A 21,146-nucleotide genomic window follows, 5' to 3' on the forward strand; every position below is an offset into this window, starting at 1 on the left:
CGAGCGCGGCTTTACGAAACGTTGACCCCGAAGTCTAGAGCGATACCGCGGAGTCCGGACGCGTACCCCTGTCCCACGGCACGGAACTTCCACTCGCCGTTGTAGCGGTACAGCTCGCCGAAGATCATCGCGGTCTCCGTCGAGGCGTCCTCGCTGAGGTCGTAACGGGCCAGCTCCTGTCCGTCGAACTGGTTCACCACCCGGATGAAGGCGTTGGCGACCTGTCCGAACGTCTGCCCGCGGTTGTCCGCGTCATGGATCGACACCGGGAAGACGATCTTGTCGCAGTGGGCGGGCACCTGGGTGAGGTTCACGATGATCGACTCGTCGTCGCCCTCGCCCTCACCCGTGAGGTTGTCCCCGGTGTGCTCCACGGAGCCGTCCGGGCTGGTGAGCTGGTTGTAGAACACGAACCACTCGTCGCCGAGCACCCGGCCCGACTGGCACAGCAGCGCGCTGGCGTCGAGGTCGAAGTCCGCGCCGGTCGTGGAGCGCGCGTCCCAGCCGAGCCCGACCAGCACCTGGGTGAGGTTGGGTGCGGCCTTGGAGAGGGAGACATTGCCTCCCTTGGCGAGTGTGACGCCCATGATGTGTGTCCTCCCCGATTCGTTGGACGGTCTGTCGAGCGCGTCCGGCGCCGCACGAGGTGCGGCGCCGGACGTGATGATGCTGGCGTGAGCGGATCGGTCCACGGCTCCCCCGCCGGGCGGGAACGCCGGTGACCGACCGGACGTGACGTCGTCAGTCGTGACGTCATGACGTCATGAGTCGTGACGTCGTCCTAGACGTTGACGCCGAAGTCCTGCGCGATGCCGCGCAGACCCGAGGCGTAGCCCTGGCCGATGGCGCGGAACTTCCACTCCGCGCCGTTGCGGTACAGCTCGCCGAAGACCATGGCGGTCTCCGTCGAGGCGTCCTCGCTCAGGTCGTAACGGGCGAGCTCGGTGTTGTCGGCCTGGTTGACGACGCGGATGTACGCGTTGCGCACCTGGCCGAAGCTCTGCTGGCGGGACTCCGCCTCGTAGATGGAGACCGGGAAGACGATCTTCGCGACATCGGCCGGCACTCCGGCCAGATTCACGTTGATGACCTCGTCGTCGCCCTCGCCCTCACCGGTGAGGTTGTCACCGGTGTGCTCCACGGAGCCGTCGGGGCTCTTGAGGTTGTTGAAGAAGACGAAGTTGGCGTCGTTGGCGACCTTGCCCTCGGCGTTCGTCAGCAGTGCGCTGGCGTCGAGGTCGAAGTCACCACCGGTGGTGGTACGAGCGTCCCACCCCAGACCGACGATGACCGCGGTCAGGTTGGGCGCGGCCTTGGTCAGCGAGACGTTGCCGCCCTTGCTGAGGCTGACTCCCACGAGTCCTCCCATAGGTTTCATTTAGGGGCCGGCAGATGCCAGCGCCCCCGTTGTGCGTTGGCATCGGATCAACGAGTGGAGCCTAGTGACCGGTTCCCGGCCAAAACAGGCTTTTGGCCGGGGTTCGGCCGCAGATCCACCTGATCACCGTCGGATCACCGGTCGGATCACCGTGGTGCGGTGGGACGGTCAGAGCGCGCTGAGCGCCTTGACGTACTCGTTCAGGTCACGTGCGTCGGGCAGGCCGTTCACGACGGTCCAGCGGACCACGCCCTCCTTGTCGATGATGAAGGTGCCACGCACCGCGCAGCCCTTCTCCTCGTCGAAGACGCCGTAGGCGCGCGAGGTCTCGCCGTGCGGCCAGAAGTCCGAGAGCAGCGGGTACTCAAGACCTTCCTGCTCGGCGAAGACACGCAGGGTGTGGATGGAGTCGTTGGAGACGGCGAGCAGCTGGGTGTCGTCGTTCTCGAACGCGGGCAGCTCGTCGCGGAGCGCGCAGAGCTCGCCCGTGCAGACGCCGGTGAAGGCGAACGGGTAGAAGAGCAGGACGACGTTCTTCTCACCGCGGAAGTCGGAGAGCTTCACGCTCCGCCCGTGGTTGTCCTTGAGCTCGAAATCCGGGGCCTTGGTACCGACCTCGATCGCCATGAAACGCGTCCCTTCGCTACGTCACCGGGCTGGTCCGTCCGGGTGACCCCCACCCTAAGGGCTGTCCCGCGATAGGGAGTGGATCAGCGAGCCGTCCCGGGCTTCCGCCGGCCGGTACGCCGGTCCACGCGGCCGGTACGCGTGCCGCCGGGCGCGTACGAAGGCCCCCGGCGGCTGTCGCCGACGGGGGCCCCGGATGGAGAGACGAGCGGTTCAGCGCTTGGCCTTGGCCCCCTTGGGGGTGACCAGACGGCTGCCCGTCCAGTCCTTGCCCGCGCTGATGCTCTTGGTCTGCGCGAGACCGGCTGTCTGCGCTGCCTCGTTGATGTCACTCGGCTCGACGTATCCTTCGCGGCCCGTCTTCGGCGTCATCAGCCAGACCGCTCCGCCGTCCTCGATCAGACCAATGGCATCCACCAGCGCGTCCGTAAGGTCGCCGTCCTCGTCGCGGAACCAGAGCAGGACGACGTCAGCGACGTCGTCGTAGTCCTCGTCGACGAGTTCCTGGCCGATAGTGGCCTCAATGCCCTCACGGAGCTCCTGCTCGACGTCGTCGTCGTAGCCGATCTCCTGGACCACCTGTCCGGGTTCGAACCCCAGCCGGGCGGCCGAGTTGGTCCGTTCCTCCGCGTGGTCCGCGGTCGCGCTCACGGGGTGCCTCCTGATCATGTTTCGGAAAATCTTCAGCCACGCGCGTGCGCGGGGCATTGGCCGTAGTCCACACGGGAGCGGCGGATCGCGCAAGTACCCAGCGTGCGAGACCGCCTGAACGGTGACGTTTCGTGCCACGCCGCCGCGATTTCCGACGTCTCCACCAGGTCCGCGATACGTCCGCGCCCACTACTTCCCTCCTCAGCTTATGCCGTTTCGCGCCTCCCGTTGGATTCGAACAGCTTTTGGGAACGTTTGGGCGGGTCGGGCGTATGGTTGCGGTTCGCCCCGGCCCGTCCTCGTACCCAGGACGTGGACTCCCGCCGAACCCGGCGGTTACCTCTCGGTAGAGATGACGTTTACGGCCCTGCGGTACACGATGGAGTCGGCGCACCAGCACATGTCCCGGGGGTGCCTGCCCGTGACCAGGCCCCGTAGTGCAACACCGAACAGCGAAGGAACAGCGTGGCTTCCGCAGATCGCAACCCGATCATCATTGGCGGCCTTCCGAGCCAGGTCCCGGACTTCGACCCCGAGGAGACCCAGGAATGGCTCGACTCTCTCGACGCCGCCGTCGACGAGCGAGGCCGGGACCGGGCCCGTTATCTGATGCTCCGCCTCATCGAGCGGGCCCGCGAGAAGCGCGTGGCCGTGCCGGAGATGCGCAGCACGGACTACGTGAACACCATCGCCACGAAGGACGAGCCGTTCTTCCCGGGCGACGAGGAGGTCGAGCGCAAGGTCCTCAACGCGACCCGCTGGAACGCCGCGGTGATGGTGTCCCGCGCGCAGCGTCCGGGCATCGGTGTCGGCGGTCACATCGCCACCTTCGCCTCCTCCGCCTCGCTGTACGACGTGGGCTTCAACCACTTCTTCCGGGGCAAGGACGCGGGCGACGGCGGCGACCAGGTCTTCTTCCAGGGCCACGCGTCCCCCGGTATCTACGCCCGCGCGTTCCTGCTCGACCGGCTGAGCGAGAAGCAGCTCGACGGTTTCCGTCAGGAGAAGTCGAAGGCCCCGGACGGGCTGTCCAGCTATCCGCACCCGCGCTCGATGCCGGACTTCTGGGAGTTCCCGACCGTCTCGATGGGGCTGGGCCCGCTGGGTGCCATCTACCAGGCGCGGATGAACCGCTACATGGAGGCGCGCGGCATCGCCGACACCTCCAAATCGCATGTCTGGGCCTATCTGGGCGACGGCGAGATGGACGAGCCCGAGTCGCTGGGCCAGCTCTCCATCGCCGCCCGTGAGGGACTCGACAACCTCACCTTCGTGGTCAACTGCAACCTCCAGCGGCTCGACGGGCCGGTGCGCGGCAATGGCAAGATCATCCAGGAGCTGGAGTCGCAGTTCCGGGGCGCCGGCTGGAACGTCATCAAGCTGGTCTGGGACCGGTCCTGGGACCCGCTGCTGGCGCAGGACCGCACGGGCATCCTGGTCAACAAGCTGAACACCACGCCGGACGGGCAGTTCCAGACGTACGCGACGGAGACGGGCGCGTACATCCGTGAGCACTTCTTCGGTGACGACCAGCGGCTGCGCGACATGGTGAAGGACCTCTCCGACGAGCAGATCCTGCACCTGGGCCGTGGCGGTCACGACCACCGGAAGGTGTACGCGGCGTACGCGGCGGCCAAGGCGCACAAGGGCCAGCCGACGGTGATCCTCGCGCAGACGGTCAAGGGCTGGACGCTCGGGCCGAACTTCGAGGGCCGCAACGCCACCCACCAGATGAAGAAGCTCACGGCCGACGACCTGAAGCGCTTCCGGGACCGGCTGCACATCCCGATCGCGGACAAGGAGCTGGAGGACGGCCGGCCGCCGTACTACCACCCGGGTCGTGACTCCGAAGAGATCCAGTACATGCACGACCGCCGCAAGAGCCTGGACGGCTATGTGCCGACCCGGGTGGTGCGCGCGAAGCCGCTGTCACTGCCTGACGACAAGGTGTACGCGACCGCGAAGAAGGGTTCGGGTCAGCAGTCGATCGCCACGACCATGGCGTTCGTCCGCGTCCTGAAGGACCTCATGCGGGACAAGGAGATCGGTAAGCGTTTCGTGCTGATCGCGCCGGACGAGTACCGCACCTTCGGCATGGACGCGTTCTTCCCGAGCGCGAAGATCTACAACCCGCTCGGTCAGCAGTACGAGTCCGTCGACCGCGATCTGCTGCTCGCGTACAAGGAGTCGCCGACCGGGCAGATGCTGCACGACGGCATCTCCGAGGCGGGCTGCACGGCGTCGCTGATCGCGGCGGGTTCGGCGTACGCGACCCACGGCGAACCGCTGATCCCGGTGTACGTCTTCTACTCGATGTTCGGTTTCCAGCGCACCGGTGACCAGTTCTGGCAGATGGCCGACCAGCTGTCGCGCGGCTTCGTACTGGGCGCGACCGCCGGCCGTACGACCCTGACCGGCGAGGGTCTTCAGCACGCGGACGGCCACTCGCAGCTGCTCGCCTCGTCGAACCCGGCCTGCGTCGCCTACGACCCGGCCTTCGGGTTCGAGATCGCGCACATCGTGCAGGACGGGCTGCGCCGGATGTACGGCCACGCCGCCCCGGGCGAGGACCCCGACGTCTTCTACTACCTCACCGTCTACAACGAGCCGATCCAGCACCCGGCGGAGCCCGCCGACGTGGACGTCGACGGCATCCTGAAGGGCGTGTACCGCTACCGGAGCGCCGAGAAGGGCGAGATCCCGGCCCAGATCATGGCCTCGGGCGTGGCGGTTCCGTGGGCGGTCGAGGCGCAGCGGATTCTCGCCGACGAGTGGAACGTGAAGGCGGACGTCTGGTCGGCGACCTCCTGGAACGAGCTGCGCCGTGAGGCCGTCGACGTGGAGCGGCACAATCTGCTGCACCCGGAGGAGGAGCAGCGCGTGCCGTACGTGACGCGGAAGCTCTCCGGCGCGCAGGGGCCGTTCGTGGCGGTCTCCGACTGGATGCGTTCGGTGCCGGACCAGATCGCGCGCTGGGTGCCCGGTCCCTACCAGTCGCTGGGCGCGGACGGTTTCGGTTTCGCCGACACCCGTGGCGCGGCCCGGCGGTTCTTCCACATCGACGCGCAGTCGATCGTGCTGGCGGTCCTGACCGAGCTGGCCAAGGAGGGCAAGGTCGACCGCTCGGCGCTGAAGACGGCGATCGACCGCTATCAGCTCCTGAGCGTGGCGTCGGCCGATCCGGGCCCGGCCGGCGGCGACGCGTGACCCGCGGCGCTCCCTGAGGGACGAGGCGGGCGGTGACCCGTTCGGGCGGTGGGGTTTTCGGGCCCCACCGCCCTTCGCCGTCCCCGCCTCACCTCGCCCCGCCTCGCCGTTCCCCGCCGTTCCCCGCCGTTCCCCGGCCGGGCGAGCGGCGGGCGTGAACCGGGTCCGCCGGTTCAGTTCTCCCAGACCTTGAAGGCCCGTACCTGGTACGGCGAGCGCGGCAGCCAGGTGCCGCCGCCCGGATAGGTCTCGAACTCACCGGTCTCGGCGCACTTCTGCGACTGGTACGTGGTGACGGGGCGCCCGGTGCGGTTGGCGAGGGCCTGCGCGGTGGTGCCCGGGGGCAGCGGTACGCAGCTCTCGATGTCGATGGTGGACAGTTCGTGGACCCGCCGGGAGCCGGTGAAGTCCGGCTTCTCCCAGAGGCAGAGCTGCCCGGCCCCGCAGTCGCCGAGCCGGGTGGTGGGCGCCGCGGCGGTCGCGGTGGACGGCAGGAGGACGGCCGCGGCCAGGGCGGCGGCGAGGACGGTCGTACGCATATGGATCAGCCCCGTTGTCGTGTGGATCGGTCGTCCGCACCCTGACCCGCCGGCCGGCGGCGCCGGAAGGGGGTGCCGGGCACACCACCCGGATAGGCGACAGCCCCGCCGGTACCGTCCGGCGGGGCTGTCGTCCTTGCTGTGTTGACGCGGGCGCGCGGTGGCGCTCCGGCGTCAGATGTGACCGGCTCCCGCGCCGGCCTCGGCGTTCTCACCGCGCTTGGTGAGTGTGGCGAACAGCGCCGCGACGACGGCGACCCCGCCCGCGACGATGAACGCGGTGCTCATCCCCGACACGAACGTGTCATGCGCGACGCCCGTGATCTTCGCCGCGATCTCCGGCGGGGTGTTGGGCGCGATCGGCGGCATGCCGACCTTGACGGCCGAACTCGCCTGTTCCAGCTGCGCGCCGCTCAGCGGCGGGAGCTTGGCGGCCACCCAGTTGTCCGCGAGCTTCGCGTCGACCTGGGAGGCCATCACCGCGCCGAGGACCGCGGTGCCGAGGCTGCCGCCGACCTGCATGGCGGCCTGCTGGAGGCCGCCCGCGACGCCGGACAGCTCCATCGGGGCGTTGCCGACGATGACCTCGGTGGCACCGACCATGACGGGTGCGAGACCGAGGCCGAGCAGCGCGAACCAGATGGAGAGGGTCACGGTGCCGGTCCCGATGGTCAGCTGGGACATCCCGAAGCAGGCGACCGCGGTGCAGACCATGCCGCCGACGAGCGGGACCCGGGGACCGAACTTGGTGATGAGGCCGCCCGCGACCGGCGAGGCGATGATCATCATCGCGGTCAGCGGCAGCAGGTGCAGACCGCTGTCGACGGGGCTCATCCCGTGCACGTTCTGGAGGTAGAAGGTGACGAAGAACAGCCCGCCCATGAAGGCGAAGGCCATCAGCACCATCAGGACCACACCCGCGGAGAGCGGTACGGACCGGAACATGGCGAGCGGGATCAGCGGTTCGCGCACCCTCAGTTCGAGGAAGGCGAAGGCCGCGAACAGGACCACGGAACCGATGAGGAAGAGCAGCGTCCTGGAGTCGCCCCAGCCCCAGCCCGAGCCCTTGATGAGGGCCCAGATCAGGCAGAACATGGCGCCCGACAGCAGCACGATGCCGCCGATGTCGAAGGAGCGCGGCGCGTTCAGCGCACGGTGGTCCTTGAGGATCAGCAGACCGAACACGAGCGCGATCACGCCGACCGGCACGTTGATGAAGAAGACGGACTGCCAGCTGACGTGCTCGACGAGCACCCCGCCGAGGATCGGGCCGCCGGCGGTCGAGGCCCCGATCACCATGCCCCAGATGCCGATCGCCATGTTCAGCTTCTCGGCCGGGAAGGTGGCGCGCAGCAGGCCGAGCGCGGCGGGCATCAGCAGGGCGCCGAAGAGACCCTGGAGCACCCGGAACACGATCACGAGCAGCACACTGTGGGAGAGCCCGATGGCCCCCGACGCCAGCGCGAACCCGGCGATGCCTATCAGGAAGGTCTGGCGGTGGCCGAACCGGTCACCGAGCTTGCCCGCGGTGATCAGGGAGACCGCGAGGGCGAGCATGTAGCCGTTGGTGATCCACTGGACGTCGGAGAGCGAGGCCCCGAGGTCCTGCTGGATCGCCGGGTTGGCGATCGCGACGATCGTGCCGTCGAGCGCGACCATCATCACGCCGATGGCCACGGAGAAGAGCGTCAGCCAGGGGTGGCCGCGCAGCCCCTTGACCGGTGCGGAAACGAGACTGTCTTCCGGTTCCCGCGGCGCTTGTTCGACGGTGGTCTCACTAGTCATGTGATGAGATTAATGTCAGTCGCTGACAGTTGACAAACGATTTCGCGGGTCGGTAACTGTCACGTGGCTCACAGATACGCTGAGCCGGAAGCCGGACAAAGCGGAGAAAAGAGGACCAGCAAGTGACAGGCGGGCAGAAGGCTGCCGGGCACCCGGCGGGATTGCGCGAGCGCAAGAAACAGCGCACCCGGGACGCCCTGCTCCGGACCGCCCTCCATCTTTTCACCACTCAGGGGTACGACGAGACCACGGTTGACGAAATCGCCGACGCGGTCGAGGTGTCCCAGCGCACGTTCTTCCGCTACTTCGCCAACAAGGAGGAGGCGGCCTTCGCCCTCCAGGACATGGTGGAGTCGCGCTTCGTCGCCGAGCTGCGCGGTCGGCCGGCCGCGGAAGCACCCTTCGAGGCGCTGCGCGGAGCGGTCCTCTCCGCCTGGAACGACGTCGGCACCGCCATCGAGGAGGTCGTACCGGTCGAACTCCACATGCGTGCGTACCGGATGATCGAGTCGACGCCGTCACTGCTCGCCGCCCATCTGCGGCGCAACAGCGCGCTGGAGGACGAGGTCGCCCGGCTCATCGCCGACCGCGAGCGGCTGGACATGGCCCAGGACCCCCGGCCGAGGGTCGCCGTAGCCGCGTTCTGCGGAGTGATGCGGGTGGCCGGCCGGCTCTGGGGGCGTGGTCCCGACACGGAGCTGGAGTCGCTGCGCGCGCTGACCGAGATCTATCTGGACCACCTCGGCCCCGCGCTCACCGAGGGCTGGCGCACCCCGTCGTCCGCCGCCGAACGCTGAGGGCTGTCCCGCGTACTGGAACGACCGGCCCGCACACGTCCGCCCGGCCGCACGCGAGCCGCGCCGTGGGTGCGGGCGCTACGCACACGGAGTGAGACATTCGATTTCAATCCTCCAAGTGTGGGTGATGTCCGTCACCCCTCCCACGACTGCCGCCGCCCGTCTCCTAAGGTGAGCCGCAGTGACTTCCTTCGACTCCTCCCCCACCATCACCGCGTGGCGAGCGCTGCTCGCCGTGGCCGTGGTGTTCGTGATGCTGACGACCACCGGCTGGACCGCCGTCCGCCACCAGGTCTCCGCGGGTCCGCGCCAAATGGCCCTCGCCTCTTGGGCAAAGGGCCGCATAGCGGGCCACGCGCTCCCGGATGCCGACGCGTCGCCGGCCCGGCTGGCGCGGTTCTTCGCCACGCTGAGCGCCGCCCAGAGCGACCGGCTCGCCGACGCCTACCCGCTCGTCGTCGGCAACATGAACGGCGCCCCGGTCACCCTGCGCTACCGCGCCAACCGGCGGGCCCTGGCCCAGGCGCAGGTGGTGGAGCAGCTGAGGACGCACGACAGCGGGCTCTCGCCCGACGGGCAGGGCCAGGCGCTCCAGCGGATGAACCGCTTCCGGTCGATGCTCGCCGAGGACCGTCAGTTCCTGGCGTTCGACCCGTCGGGCAAGGGACTGGCCGCCGAGGTCTTCGGCGATCTGGACCGGGCCGACCGGATCTCGGTGATCGTCCCCGGGGTCGACACCAATCTGCTGACGCTGGAGCGGAGCGGGCGCAAGTACAGCGCGCCGGTCGGCATGGGGCAGTCGCTGTACGCGGCGGAGCGCGCCGCACGCACCGGGACCCGTACCGCCGTCATCGCCTGGGCCGACTACACGGCGCCCGCCGGGCTCGGCATGGACGCGGCGCTCGGGAACCTCGCGAAGCACGGGGCGGTACGGCTGAACGCTTTGCTGGCCGCGCTGCCGGGCGAGGCGCCCGTCTCGCTGTTCTGCCACAGCTACGGCTCGGTGCTGTGCGGGGTCGCCGCTCACCGGCTGCCCTCCCGGGTGGCCGACATCGCGGTGGCGGGCAGCCCCGGGATGCGGGTGGACAACGCGGCGCAGCTGCGCACCCGGGCCAGGGTCTGGGCGATGCGCGACCGTGACGACTGGATTCAGGACGTGCCGCATCTGGAGGTCGGGGGACTCGGCCACGGTGCCGATCCGGTGGACCCGGCCTTCGGCTCCCGGATCGCGTCGGCGGGCGGCGCGGTCGGTCACAGCGGCTACTTCGAGCCGGGTACGGAGAGTCTCAGCAACTTCGCGGCGATCGGCGTCGGCGCCTACGACTCGGTCAGCTGCGCGGGCTCGGACGAGACGTGCCACAGCGGGATCTCCGGCGCGTAAGGCGTCCGACGGGCGCGATCGCGGCCTCCGCGCGTGGGTGTCGGCGCAGTTGCGGCGGGACACCGATGAGGCCGAAAAAGGACCGTGCCCCGGACGCGGCGGCGGGATCACGCCGGGCTTGCGGCGAAATCGGATGGCCGTGAAGGGGGACGTGTGGCGAAGTGCCGCATACGATGAGGCACATGGGTGATGTGCTGGCCGGAATTCATGCCACCTGGGAGTTCGACACCGACTCCGTGCTCATCCGCTTCGAACGGGGTATCCGCGCACCGAAACTCTTCCAGAGTCTGCGTGAGCGCCGTGTTCCGCACGCGGCGCTGTCGTCGGTGACGCTCACCCCGGGCAAGCGGGGCACGGTGGTGCTGCGCGCGGTGCCGAGACCAGGTGCCGATCCACTGCTGGAGGCAGCCGCCGGACAGCTCGACGACAGCCGCGACCCGTACCGGCTGGTGCTGCCGGCCGCCCGCGAACCGCTCGCCGAGTACTACGCGGGCGAACTGCGGGCCGCGCTCGGCCCCGGTTCGGCGTTCCCCGCCGAGCGGTTCCTGGTGGCGGCACCCGAGGCACCGATGCACTTCAAGGCGTACGACGGCAGGGCCGAGTTCGACGGCAGCCTGGTCTCCTTCCGGTGGTCCCGGACCGGCGCCTCCAGTGCCAAGTGGAAGGCCGGCGACCAGACCTTCCCGGTGACGGAGCTGTGCGGGGTCGAATGGCGCTCCCCCGAGGTGTTCAACGGCCATCTGCGGCTGGTGCGGCCGGGCACGGACCCGGCGCACCTCGGCGCGGCGGGCCCAGGCGCCTTCGCCCAGGCGGACCAGGACCCGGCCGCCGTGGTCTTCGGCCTCGGCTACGGGCCCGTCCATGAATCGCTGCCGTTCGCGGCGGCGGTGCTGCAGTCCGTCCGTACCACTCAGACCGTGCGTGTGCCGCAGGCCGTACGGGTGTCGCAGCCCGCGTCCCTCGTGGCCGCCGCCGTCCCGGCCGGGGCCGGGCGCCGCGATCCGGCGGAGATCGCCGAGCGGATACGTCATCTGGGAGATCTGTACGAGGCGGGCCTCGTGACGGACGCCGAGTTCACCGCGAAGAAGGCGCAGTTGCTCGACGAGCTGTGACGGCGACGGCCGCGGGGCGTTGCCCGCCGAGCTGTGACGGCCACGGCCACGGCGCCGGTGCCGGTGCTCGACGAGACGGGGGCGCCGACGGCCTGCTCACCGTTCCGCCGTGGCAGGTCGTACCCCGGTAGGGGTGGCCCGGGTCTCCGGTATGACGACACCGGGCCACCGCACTGCCCAAGGGCTGTCCCGTACACCCTGGTGGAGTGGCGCGCGGCGTCGGACGCGGTGCGCCGGAGGGACGTCCGCATACCGGATGTACGCGGACGTCCCGACAACGCCGCGAGGTGCCGTAGCTGTCGTCGCGCGCCCGCCAGGGAGTACGGGGCAGCCCTGACCCTGAGCGGGCCATGTCCACTTCCCCGCCGCCCTCAGAGCAGCCCACCGCGCGCCGTCACCCACGGACCACCGGCCCCTGAGTGTTATTCGCGGGCCGTCGCCGTGTTGCTCATGTCCGGGTAGCGGTCGCCCGCAACCCGGTCCGCGATCGGCTCCAGCAGCGCCAGCTCCTCGGCCGAGAGGACGAGCCGGGTCGCGGCCACGTTCTCCAGCAGTCGGCTGCGCTTGCGGGTGCCCGGGATCGGCACCACCGTCAGTCCGTACACCTGGGCGCGCTGGTGGACCCAGGCCAGGGCCACCTGCGCGGCCGTCGCGCCGTGCGCCGCCGCGATCTTGTGGACGGGCTCCAGCAGGGCGGCGTTCGTCCTCGCGTTGTCGCCCGTGAACCGCGGCTGGAACTTGCGGAAGTCGCCCTCCGGCAGGTCCTTGCCCGCGTCCGCGAAGGCACCGGTCAGGAAGCCGCGCCCGAGCGGCGAGTACGGCACCAGCGTCACGCCCAGCTCCACGGCGGCGGCCACCGAGCTGCGCTCCACGTCCCGGCTGAAGAGCGACCACTCGGACTGGAGGGCGGCGATCGGGTGCACGGCGTGCGCCTCCCGCAGCTCCGCGCCCGTCACCTCGCTCAGCCCGAGCTGCTTGACCTTGCCCTGCTGGACCAGCTCGGCCATCGCCCCGACGGACTCGGCCAGCGGGACGGCGGGGTCCCTGCGGTGCATGTAGTACAGGTCGATCGCCTCGGTGTTCAGCCGGCGCAGGCTCGCCTCGATCGCCTGCCGGATGTACGCGGGGTCGTTGCGCACCCCCCGGTGGGCCGGGTCGTCGGTCCGCTCGATGGCGAACTTCGTGGCGAGGGTGATCTCGTCGCGGTGCGCGCCGACGAAGGGTGCCAGGAACTCCTCGTTGGCGCCGCGCCCGTAGATGTCGGCGGTGTCGAAGAGGGTGACGCCCACCTCCAGCGCGGCCTCCAGGGTGTCCCGGGCGGCGGCCTCGTCCGTGGTGCCGTAGAACTCGCTCATCCCCATGCAGCCGAGCCCCTGCACGCCGACCCGGGGGCCGCCGCCCCCCAGTTCGACGGTGGTGATCCGGTCCCGGCCGGCGTTGGTGTCGGTGGCTGTCTCGTTGTCAGTCATCACGCACAGGACCCTTCCGGCGCCCGACGGGCGTCCGCGTAGAATTCGATCTTGTAGTCGAGTACGGCGAGTGTGTCCTGGAGTTCCGCGATCCGTGACCTCACGTCTCTGCGGGTCGCCTCAAGCAGCTCCTGCCGGGCCTCGAAGGTGTGCTCGCCCTCGCGCAGCAGTTCCGCGTACCTCACCATGTCGGCGACCGGCATCCCGGTGAGCCGCAGCTTGCCGATGAACGCCAGCCAGTCCAGGTCGCGGTTGGTGAACCGGCGCTGCCCGGTGTGCGAACGGTCGACGTCCGACACCAGCCCGATGCGCTCGTACCACCGCAGGGTGTGGGCGGTGAGCCCGGTGAGGGCGACGACCTCGCTGATGGTGTAGCGGTCCTGCCCGTCCGGCCTCGGGTGCGCCCTCGGGGCCGGCGCGCAGGCGTCCGTCCGTACGGAAGTGCTCTCCATCACCGTCATGTCCTCCACGCTAGAACCTTCGAGTGCGCTCCAGGCAAGCCCGCGCCGATCGCGAGCCCTCCCCGGCGACTCCGTTTCTCCCCGGGCCCACCGGTCTCCTCCGCGTCCCCGGTGCCCACCGGGACGAGGAGACAGCGCTCACGACCTCCCCCACGACGGGGGCGGGCTCCCGGCGCCCCGCTTGCCCGTCGGGGAGGTCGTTAGTCTCGTTCCCATGCAGAGCCTGGCGATGATCGAGAACTGGCCCGTCCCCACCGCCGCGGCGGCCGTCGTCCGTGCCGACGGCACCGTGGCCGGCACGCGTGGCCCCACCACGCACCGTTTCCACCTGGCGTCCGTCACCAAACCGATCGCCGCGTACGCCGCGCTCGTGGCGTACGAGGAGGGGGCGGTCGAGCTGGACGAACCGGCCGGGCCCGAGGGTTCCACCGTCCGGCACCTGCTGGCCCACACCAGCGGCCTCGCCTTCGACGAACACCGGGTGACGGCCACGCCCGGCACCCGGCGGCTGTACTCCAACGCGGGCTTCGAGGCGCTGGGCGACCACATCGCCGAGGCCACCGACATCCCGTTCCGCGACTACGTCCGCCAGGCGGTCCTGGAACCGCTGGGCATGGCGTCGACGACGCTGGACGGCTCGCCCGCCCGGGACGGCGTCTCGACCGTCGACGACCTGGTGCGGTTCGCCGCGGAGCTCCAGGCACCGCGTCTGCTGGACCCCCGCACGGTGCTGGCGGCCCAGACCGTCGTCCATCCCGGGCTGAAGGGAATCCTGCCCGGCTACGGTCATCAGAACCCCAACGACTGGGGGCTCGGGTTCGAGATCCGGGACGCCAAGTCGCCGCACTGGACGGGTGGTTCGTCGTCGCCCGCGACGTTCGGGCACTTCGGGCAGTCCGGGACCTTCCTGTGGGTCGACCCGGCCGCGGCGGGCGGCTCGGGGGCGGCCTGCGTGGTGCTCACCGACCGGCCGTTCGGACCGTGGGCGGTCGAGGCGTGGCCGCCGTTCACGGACGCGGTCCTCGCGGAACTGAGCTGACCCGTCCGGCGGTCCGGCGCGCGTCGGCCGGCTCGACGGGCCCGCGGGAGGGTGCGGTTCAGTCGGACAACTCCCACAGGAGCACCCGGGCCGGCTCCGTGGCGACCAGCTCCAGCCCCTCGGCCCCGGTGACGCGCGCCGAGTCTCCGGGCGTCAACTCCTCGCCCGCCAGCCGGACCTCACCCCGTACGACATGGACGTACCACCGCGGCGCGTCCGGCAGGGCCGAGCGCTCCCCCGCGCCGAGTCCGAGCACCCGCAGCACGGCGCCGGCCGCCGGGAGGGCGTACGGGGTGGAGTCCGCGAGGGACCGGACGATCCGGTACGAGGGCCCGCCACCCGGCGACAGCGGCGCCAGCCACATCTGAAGGAACGTCAGCGGCCGCGTACCGTCGTTGCGTTCGACGTGGCGCACCCCGGCCGCCGAACTGAGGTGCTGCACATCACCGGCCCGTACGACCGTGGCGTGGCCCGCCGAATCGCGGTGGGTCAGTTCGCCCTCGATCACCCAGGTGACGATCTCGGTATGGCTGTGCGGGTGTTCGTCGAAGCCCGCGCCCGGCGCCAGCCGTTCCTCGTTGCAGGCCATGACCGCGCCGAAGCGGAGATTGTCCGGGTCGTAGAAATGGCCGAAGGAGAAGGCGTGCAGGGAGGTGATGCCTGCCTCGCCGTCCCCGCCCTGGTAGCGGTCGCCCGACCGGTGTACGGAGATCACGGGTCCCACGGTAACGGGGCGGCTCCCGGCCCGGTCCGGTCGGTCCGGACGCGGCCCGGCCGCCGCCCCGCCGCCACGGGCACTTGCCCCGATAGGGCAATCTTGTGTGGTGCCTCGACCCGATCCTGAACAGCCCGCCACGAACGACGCCCACCTGCACGCCGCGACCCTGAAACGCCTGGAACAGTCCTCCGGGCGGCTCGCGGCCAACGCGATCGCCCGCATGGACGAGACGTTGCCGTGGTACCGGGCCATGCCCCCCGAGAACCGGTCCTGGATCGGTCTGGTGGCCCAGGCCGGCATCGCCGCGTTCACGGAGTGGTTCCGCCGCCCGGAGACCCCGCAGGCCATCTCCACCGATGTGTTCGGCACCGCCCCGCGCGAGCTGACCCGGGCGATCACGCTGCGGCAGACGGTCGAGATGGTGCGGACCACGATCGAGGTCATGGAGACCGCGATCGAGGAGGTCGCGGCGCCCGGCGACGAGTCGGTGCTGCGTGAGGCGCTGCTCGTCTACGCCCGGGAGATCGCCTTCGCGACCGCCCAGGTCTACGCGCAGGCGGCCGAGGCGCGGGGGGCGTGGGACGCCCGCCTGGAATCGCTCGTGGTGAACGCGGTGCTGTCCGGTGAGGCCGACGAGGGCGCCGTCTCACGCGCCGCCGCGCTCGGCTGGAACTCCCCCGACCATGTCTGTGTCGTGCTCGGCACGGCCCCGGACGGGGACAGCGAGCTGACCGTCGAGGCGATCCGGCGGGCCGCCCGGCACGCCAAGATCCAGGTCCTCACGGGCGTGCTCGGGAGCCGGCTGGTCGTGATCGCGGGCGGCAACGACAACCCGCTCCAGGTCGCCAAGGCGCTGATCGGCCCGTACGCCGCGGGCGCGGTCGTCGCCGGTCCCGTGGTCCCCGACCTGCTGGCGGCCACCCGGTCCGCGCAGGCCGCCGCCGCCGGTCTGAAGGCGTGCACCGCCTGGCAGGACGCCCCCCGGCCGGTGCTCGCGGACGATCTGCTGCCGGAGCGCGCGATGGCCGGTGACCCGGCCGCCCGGGACCAGTTGGTGGAGGAGATCTACAGACCACTGGAGGAAGCCGGTTCCGCGCTCCTGGAAACACTGAGCGTGTATCTGGAGCAGGCGAGTAGCCTTGAAGGTGCCGCGCGCATGCTCTTCGTCCACCCCAACACCGTGCGCTACCGGCTCCGACGTGTGACTGACGTCACCGGCTGGTCTCCGTCCGACGTCCGATCGGCGTTCACGCTGCGGGTCGCCCTCATCCTCGGGCGCCTGGCCGCCAAGGACACCCAGTCCTAGACTTTTGTAAGTATTCAACAATTCCCCTGACGGTTCTTCGTCCTTGTCCCCACGGGCGCTCCGGACCGTCCGCAAGAGAGAGTGTGAGGGTGCTCGTACTCGTCGCTCCCGGCCAAGGCGCTCAGACGCCCGGCTTCCTGACCCCCTGGCTCGACCTTCCCGGCGCCGCGGACCGCGTCGCGGGCTGGTCCGACGCCATCGGCCTCGACCTCGCCCACTACGGCACGGCGGCCGACGCCGACGCGATCCGTGACACCGCCGTGGCCCAGCCGCTGCTGGTCGCGGCGGGCCTGCTGTCCGCCGGCGCGCTCGGCGCGTCGCCCGGGGCCGTGGCGGGTCACAGCGTCGGTGAGATCACCGCCGCCGTGCTCGCCGGTGTCATCGACGAGGACTCCGCGCTGCGTTTCGTACGCCTTCGCGGCCTCGCCATGGCCGAGGCGGCCGCGGCGACCGAGACCGGGATGTCCGCGCTGCTCGGCGGCGACCCGGAGGTAACGATCCCGCACCTGGAGAAGCTGGGACTGACCCCGGCGAACGTCAACGGCGCGGGCCAGGTCGTCGCCGCGGGCACCGCCGCGCAACTGGCCGAGCTGGCCGGGGACCCGCCCGAGGGAGTGCGCCGCGTGGTGCCCCTCAAGGTCGCCGGCGCGTTCCACACCTCCCACATGGCTCCCGCGGTCGACAAGCTGCGCGAGGCCGCCACCTCGCTGAAGGTCTCCGACCCCACCGTGACGTATCTTTCCAACGCCGACGGGAAGACGGTCGACACCGGCGCCGAGGTCATCTCGCGTCTCGTCGGCCAGGTCGCCAACCCGGTCCGCTGGGACCTGTGCATGGAAACCTTCAAGGAACTGGGCGTCACGGCCCTCGTCGAGGCCAGCCCCGGCGGCACCCTCACCGGACTCGCCAAGCGCGCGCTGCCCGGTGTGAAGACCCTCGCGCTCAAGACCCCCGACGACCTCGACGCCGCCCGCGCGCTCATCGCTGAGCACGTGGGTGCCTAAGGAGCCCGCGAGCATGTCGAAGATCAAGCCCGGCAAGGGCGCCCCGTACGCACGGATCATGGGTGTCGGCGGTTACCGTCCCACCCGTGTCGTGCCCAACGAGGTGATCCTCGAGACGATCGACTCGTCCGACGAGTGGATCCGCTCCCGCTCCGGTATCGCCAGCCGGCACTGGGCCTCCCCCGAGGAGACCGTCTCCGCGATGTCCGTGGAGGCGGCGGGCAAGGCCATCGCCGCCGCCGGGATCGCCCCGGAGGAGATCGGCGGAGTCATCGTCTCCACCGTCTCGCACTTCAAGCAGACCCCGGCGATCGCCACCGAGATCGCGCACAAGGTCGGCGCGGGCAAGCCCGCCGCCTTCGACATCTCGGCCGGCTGCGCGGGCTTCGGCTACGCCCTGACGCTCGCCAAGGGCATGGTCGTCGACGGCTCGGCCGAATACGTGCTGGTCATCGGGGTGGAACGGCTCAGCGACCTCACCGACCTGTCGGACCGGACGACGGCGTTCCTGTTCGGCGACGGGGCGGGCGCGGTCGTCGTCGGCCCGTCGAAGGAGCCGGGCATCGGTCCCTCGATCTGGGGGTCCGAGGGCGACAAGTCCGAGACCATCAGGCAGACGGTGCCGTGGGACGACTACCGCGACGGCACGGTCGAGAAGTTCCCGGCCATCACCCAGGAGGGCCAGGCGGTCTTCCGCTGGGCCGTCTTCGAGATGGCGAAGGTCGCCCAGCAGGCGCTGGACGCGGCCGGGATCGCCCCGGAGGACCTGGACGTCTTCATTCCGCACCAGGCCAACATGCGGATCATCGACTCGATGGTGAAGACACTGAAACTGCCGGAGCACGTCACGGTCGCCCGGGACGTGGAGACCACCGGCAACACCTCGGCCGCCTCGATTCCGCTCGCGATGGAGCGGCTCCTGGCGACCGGCCAGGCGAAGAGCGGCGACACCGCGCTCGTCATCGGCTTCGGGGCGGGTCTCGCCTACGCCGCGACGGTCGTTACCCTCCCCTAGGCACTCGGGTCTTCCGGCCCGGACGTCCGATTCAGCAGAAACACACCGAAGGAGCGCCAAAATGGCCGCCACGCAGGAAGAGATCGTCACCGGTCTCGCCGAGATCGTCAACGAGATCGCCGGTATCCCGGTCGAGGACGTCCAGCTGGACAAGTCCTTCACCGACGACCTGGACGTCGACTCGCTGTCCATGGTCGAGGTCGTCGTCGCCGCCGAGGAGCGCTTCGACGTCAAGATCCCCGACGAGGACGTCAAGAACCTCAAGACGGTCGGCGACGCCGCCGACTACATCCTGAAGCACCAGGGCTGACCCGACCCGGCTCGTGTGTCGCCACCCGGCGGTGGCGCCGCTGATTCACGACCCCCTACACGTGGAGAAGAATTTCCAGTGAGTTCGACCAATCGCACCGTGGTCGTCACCGGTATCGGCGCAACCACTCCGCTGGGTGGCGACTCCGCATCGACCTGGGAAGGCATGCTGGCCGGCCGTTCCGGCGTCCGGCCCCTCCAGGGCGAACGCTTCGCCGAACTGCCCGTCCGGATCGCCGCCCCCGCGGCTGTCGACCCGGGCGAGGTCCTGCCCCGTCCGCTCGCCCGCAAGCTCGACCGGTCGGCGCAGTTCGCCGTCATCGCGGCCCGCGAGGCATGGGCGGACGCCGGCTTCACCGGCAAGGCCGGTGAGGACGACTCCGTCCGTCCCGAACGGCTCGGTTCGGTCATCGCCTCCGGCATCGGTGGCGTGATCACCCTGCTCGACCAGTACGACGTACTGAAGGAGAAGGGCGCCCGCCGCGTCTCCCCGCACACCGTCCCGATGCTCATGCCCAACGGCCCGGCCGCCAACGTGGGTCTGGAGATCAACGCCCAGGCCGGTGTCCACACCCCCGTCTCGGCGTGCGCGTCCGGCGCCGAGGCCATCGGGTACGCCGTCGAGATGATCCGTACCGGCCGCGCCGACATCGTCGTCGCGGGCGGCACCGAGGCGGCCATCCACCCCCTGCCGATCGCCGCCTTCGCGAACATGATGGCGATGTCCAAGCGGGAGGAGAACCCGGAGACGGTCTCCCGTCCGTACGACACGGCCCGTGACGGCTTCGTGCTCGGTGAGGGTGCCGGTGTCGTCGTCCTGGAGTCCGCTGAGCACGCCGCCGCCCGCGGCGCCCGTGCCTACTGCGAGGTGCTGGGTCAGGGGCTGTCCGCGGACAGCCACCACATCGCCCAGCCCGAGCCGACCGGCCGCGGTATCGCCACCGCGATGCGGAACCTGCTGGACGCGACCGACCTCAAGCCGAACGAGGTCGTGCACCTCAACGCCCACGCGACCTCCACACCGCAGGGCGACGTCGCCGAGATCAAGGCCCTGCGCCGGGTGCTGGGCGACGACCTCGACCATGTCGCGATCTCCGCGACGAAGTCGATGACCGGTCATCTGCTGGGCGGGGCGGGCGGTGTGGAGACCGTCGCGACGGTCCTGGCGCTGCACAACCGGCTCGCACCGCCGACCATCAACATCGATCAGCTCGACGACGAGGTCGACGCGGACATCGTGCGCGACGAGCCGCGCCCGCTGCCCGTGGGGACCATCTCCGCGATCAACAACTCGTTCGGATTCGGTGGCCACAACGTGGTGCTGGCGTTCCGTTCGGTCTGACCACGACCGCCCCACCGCGTGTGAGCGGTACGACGAAGCCCGCCTCCCCTGTCCGGGGAGGCGGGCTTCGTCGTGGAGGAGGGGCACCGGGGGCGCGGCCCCCGCGGTGGCCGTGCGCGGGCGCACGGGCCGGCGGGGCGGGGGGCCGGTGCGGCGGCACAACCGGCGCGGGCGCCGCGCAGGAGGCCGTCGTGCGGGACGGGACGGTCCTCAGACCACCTGGTGGAGCCACCGCACCGGCGCTCCCTCCCCCGCGTGCCGGAAGGACTCCAGCTCGTCGTCCCACGGCTTGCCGAGGAGCTTGGCGACCTCCACCTCAAGATCCGACTCCCCGCGCAGTGAGCGTGCCAGTGCGGCCCGCAGCCGGTCCTCCGGGACCAGGATGTCGCCGTGCATCCCGGTGACCGCGTGGAAGATGCCCAGCCCGGGGGTGGAGCTGTAGCGCTCGCCCTCCGCCGTCGCGCAGGGCTCGGCGGTCACCTCGAACCGCAGCAGGTCCCAGCCGCGCAGGGCGGAGGCGAGCTCGGACGCGGTGCCGATCCGGCCCTTCCAGGAGAACTCGGACCGCCAGGTGCCGGGGGCGGCGGGCTGTCTGACCCAGTCGAGCTGGACCCGCACACCGAGAACGCCCGCCACCGCCCATTCGACGTGCGGGCACAGCGCACGGGGTGCGGAGTGGACGTACAGAACTCCACGTGTCGTCACCGGGGCCTCCAGAGTGGGACGAGGTTGGCCTTCCGCTGCGGCCTCGCGCCCGTACCGCCGCTTCCCGGCCGGTCCCCGAGGTTGTCATCAGTTAACAGCATCGGGAGTTAATCTCCTGAAAGGGACAGTATGTGACGTGATGTAATTTACCGAAGCCACTCCGGCGGAGCCGGGCGGAAGCGATGCCGCTGGTCCGACGGGGGAAAAACTACCGTGTGGCGGCACCGGCAGTCTGACGTACGGTCGGCCTCAGGGCCATCCGTGCGGTCGGGCTTCCTCGGCCGGGACACGGGGTCCACGG

Annotated in this window: 20 protein-coding genes; 10 read left to right on the forward strand and 10 right to left on the reverse strand. The window is 70.4% G+C overall.

Going from position 1 to position 21,146, the window contains the following annotated elements; all coding sequences use genetic code 11:
• Positions 1–11: 11 nt before the first annotated feature.
• The 4 genes from PZB75_RS07225 to PZB75_RS07240 form a co-directional block, all read right to left on the reverse strand.
• Positions 12–587 (reverse strand): TerD family protein, encoded by a 576-nt coding sequence (locus tag PZB75_RS07225; protein ID WP_275534459.1) that lies wholly within the window; start codon positions 585–587, stop codon positions 12–14.
• A gap of 194 nt (positions 588–781) precedes the next feature.
• Positions 782–1,357 (reverse strand): TerD family protein, encoded by a 576-nt coding sequence (locus tag PZB75_RS07230; RefSeq protein ID WP_275538623.1) that lies wholly within the window; start codon positions 1,355–1,357, stop codon positions 782–784.
• A gap of 189 nt (positions 1,358–1,546) precedes the next feature.
• Positions 1,547–2,005 carry a peroxiredoxin gene (locus tag PZB75_RS07235; RefSeq protein ID WP_275534460.1) on the reverse strand — a complete coding sequence of 153 codons (459 nt, stop codon included), beginning with the start codon at positions 2,003–2,005 and terminating at the stop codon, positions 1,547–1,549.
• 213 nt (positions 2,006–2,218) lie between these two features.
• Complete coding sequence (locus tag PZB75_RS07240; protein ID WP_275534461.1) at positions 2,219–2,656, reverse strand: DUF3052 domain-containing protein; 438 nt, start codon at positions 2,654–2,656, stop codon at positions 2,219–2,221.
• Positions 2,657–3,121: 465 nt separating this feature from the next.
• Between PZB75_RS07240 and aceE the strand changes: the two genes are divergently transcribed.
• A complete protein-coding gene (aceE, locus tag PZB75_RS07245) occupies positions 3,122–5,863 on the forward strand; it encodes a pyruvate dehydrogenase (acetyl-transferring), homodimeric type (RefSeq protein ID WP_275534462.1) in 2,742 nt (913 codons plus the stop codon).
• 173 nt (positions 5,864–6,036) lie between these two features.
• On the opposite strand, the gene PZB75_RS07250 is transcribed toward aceE, so the two are convergent.
• A complete protein-coding gene (locus tag PZB75_RS07250) occupies positions 6,037–6,402 on the reverse strand; it encodes a peptidase inhibitor family I36 protein (RefSeq protein WP_275534463.1) in 366 nt (121 codons plus the stop codon).
• Between the two features lie 174 nt (positions 6,403–6,576).
• The gene (locus tag PZB75_RS07255) at positions 6,577–8,187 is read right to left on the reverse strand and encodes an MFS transporter (protein ID WP_275534464.1); all 1,611 of its coding nucleotides are present in this window, start codon (positions 8,185–8,187) and stop codon (positions 6,577–6,579) included.
• 122 nt (positions 8,188–8,309) lie between these two features.
• Between PZB75_RS07255 and PZB75_RS07260 the strand changes: the two genes are divergently transcribed.
• The 3 genes from PZB75_RS07260 (at position 8,310) to PZB75_RS07270 (ending at position 11,477) form a co-directional block, all read left to right on the forward strand.
• On the forward strand, positions 8,310–8,984 hold the full coding sequence (locus PZB75_RS07260) for a TetR family transcriptional regulator (protein ID WP_275534465.1): 675 nt from the start codon (positions 8,310–8,312) through the stop codon (positions 8,982–8,984).
• Between the two features lie 181 nt (positions 8,985–9,165).
• Positions 9,166–10,365, forward strand: coding sequence for an alpha/beta hydrolase (locus PZB75_RS07265; protein ID WP_275534466.1), 1,200 nt, complete (start codon positions 9,166–9,168; stop codon positions 10,363–10,365).
• 182 nt (positions 10,366–10,547) lie between these two features.
• Positions 10,548–11,477, forward strand: a complete 930-nt coding sequence (locus PZB75_RS07270) for a DUF4429 domain-containing protein (protein WP_275534467.1) — start codon at positions 10,548–10,550, stop codon at positions 11,475–11,477.
• Positions 11,478–11,899: 422 nt separating this feature from the next.
• Here PZB75_RS07270 and PZB75_RS07275 read toward each other — a convergent pair whose 3' ends face one another.
• The gene (locus PZB75_RS07275; protein ID WP_275534468.1) at positions 11,900–12,946 is read right to left on the reverse strand and encodes an aldo/keto reductase; all 1,047 of its coding nucleotides are present in this window, start codon (positions 12,944–12,946) and stop codon (positions 11,900–11,902) included.
• Positions 12,946–13,407 (reverse strand): MerR family transcriptional regulator, encoded by a 462-nt coding sequence (locus PZB75_RS07280; protein WP_275534469.1) that lies wholly within the window; start codon positions 13,405–13,407, stop codon positions 12,946–12,948. Before PZB75_RS07280 ends, PZB75_RS07275 begins: the two co-directional genes overlap by 1 nt.
• Positions 13,408–13,621: 214 nt before the next feature.
• Here PZB75_RS07280 and PZB75_RS07285 point away from each other — a divergent pair, with 214 nt between their 5' ends.
• On the forward strand, positions 13,622–14,446 hold the full coding sequence (locus tag PZB75_RS07285) for a serine hydrolase domain-containing protein (RefSeq protein ID WP_275534470.1): 825 nt from the start codon (positions 13,622–13,624) through the stop codon (positions 14,444–14,446).
• Positions 14,447–14,504: 58 nt separating this feature from the next.
• On the opposite strand, the gene PZB75_RS07290 is transcribed toward PZB75_RS07285, so the two are convergent.
• Positions 14,505–15,161 carry a pirin family protein gene (locus PZB75_RS07290; RefSeq protein ID WP_275534471.1) on the reverse strand — a complete coding sequence of 219 codons (657 nt, stop codon included), beginning with the start codon at positions 15,159–15,161 and terminating at the stop codon, positions 14,505–14,507.
• 109 nt (positions 15,162–15,270) lie between these two features.
• Between PZB75_RS07290 and PZB75_RS07295 the strand changes: the two genes are divergently transcribed.
• The 5 genes from PZB75_RS07295 to PZB75_RS07315 all read left to right on the forward strand — a co-directional run bounded on the left by PZB75_RS07295 (position 15,271) and on the right by PZB75_RS07315 (position 20,140).
• Positions 15,271–16,470, forward strand: a complete 1,200-nt coding sequence (locus tag PZB75_RS07295; protein ID WP_275534472.1) for a helix-turn-helix domain-containing protein — start codon at positions 15,271–15,273, stop codon at positions 16,468–16,470.
• A gap of 89 nt (positions 16,471–16,559) precedes the next feature.
• Positions 16,560–17,474 (forward strand): ACP S-malonyltransferase, encoded by a 915-nt coding sequence (locus tag PZB75_RS07300; RefSeq protein WP_275534473.1) that lies wholly within the window; start codon positions 16,560–16,562, stop codon positions 17,472–17,474.
• A gap of 13 nt (positions 17,475–17,487) precedes the next feature.
• A complete protein-coding gene (locus tag PZB75_RS07305) occupies positions 17,488–18,489 on the forward strand; it encodes a ketoacyl-ACP synthase III (RefSeq protein ID WP_275534474.1) in 1,002 nt (333 codons plus the stop codon).
• A 61-nt stretch (positions 18,490–18,550) separates the two neighbouring features.
• The gene (locus tag PZB75_RS07310; protein WP_014045780.1) at positions 18,551–18,799 is read left to right on the forward strand and encodes an acyl carrier protein; all 249 of its coding nucleotides are present in this window, start codon (positions 18,551–18,553) and stop codon (positions 18,797–18,799) included.
• A gap of 78 nt (positions 18,800–18,877) precedes the next feature.
• On the forward strand, positions 18,878–20,140 hold the full coding sequence (locus PZB75_RS07315) for a beta-ketoacyl-[acyl-carrier-protein] synthase family protein (RefSeq protein ID WP_275534475.1): 1,263 nt from the start codon (positions 18,878–18,880) through the stop codon (positions 20,138–20,140).
• Positions 20,141–20,350: 210 nt separating this feature from the next.
• On the opposite strand, the gene PZB75_RS07320 is transcribed toward PZB75_RS07315, so the two are convergent.
• Positions 20,351–20,845, reverse strand: a complete 495-nt coding sequence (locus tag PZB75_RS07320) for a DUF3145 domain-containing protein (protein WP_275534476.1) — start codon at positions 20,843–20,845, stop codon at positions 20,351–20,353.
• Between the last annotated feature and the right edge of the window lie 301 nt (positions 20,846–21,146).

The organism is Streptomyces sp. AM 4-1-1, from assembly GCF_029167625.1.
Taxonomy (GTDB): Bacteria; Actinomycetota; Actinomycetes; order Streptomycetales; family Streptomycetaceae; genus Streptomyces.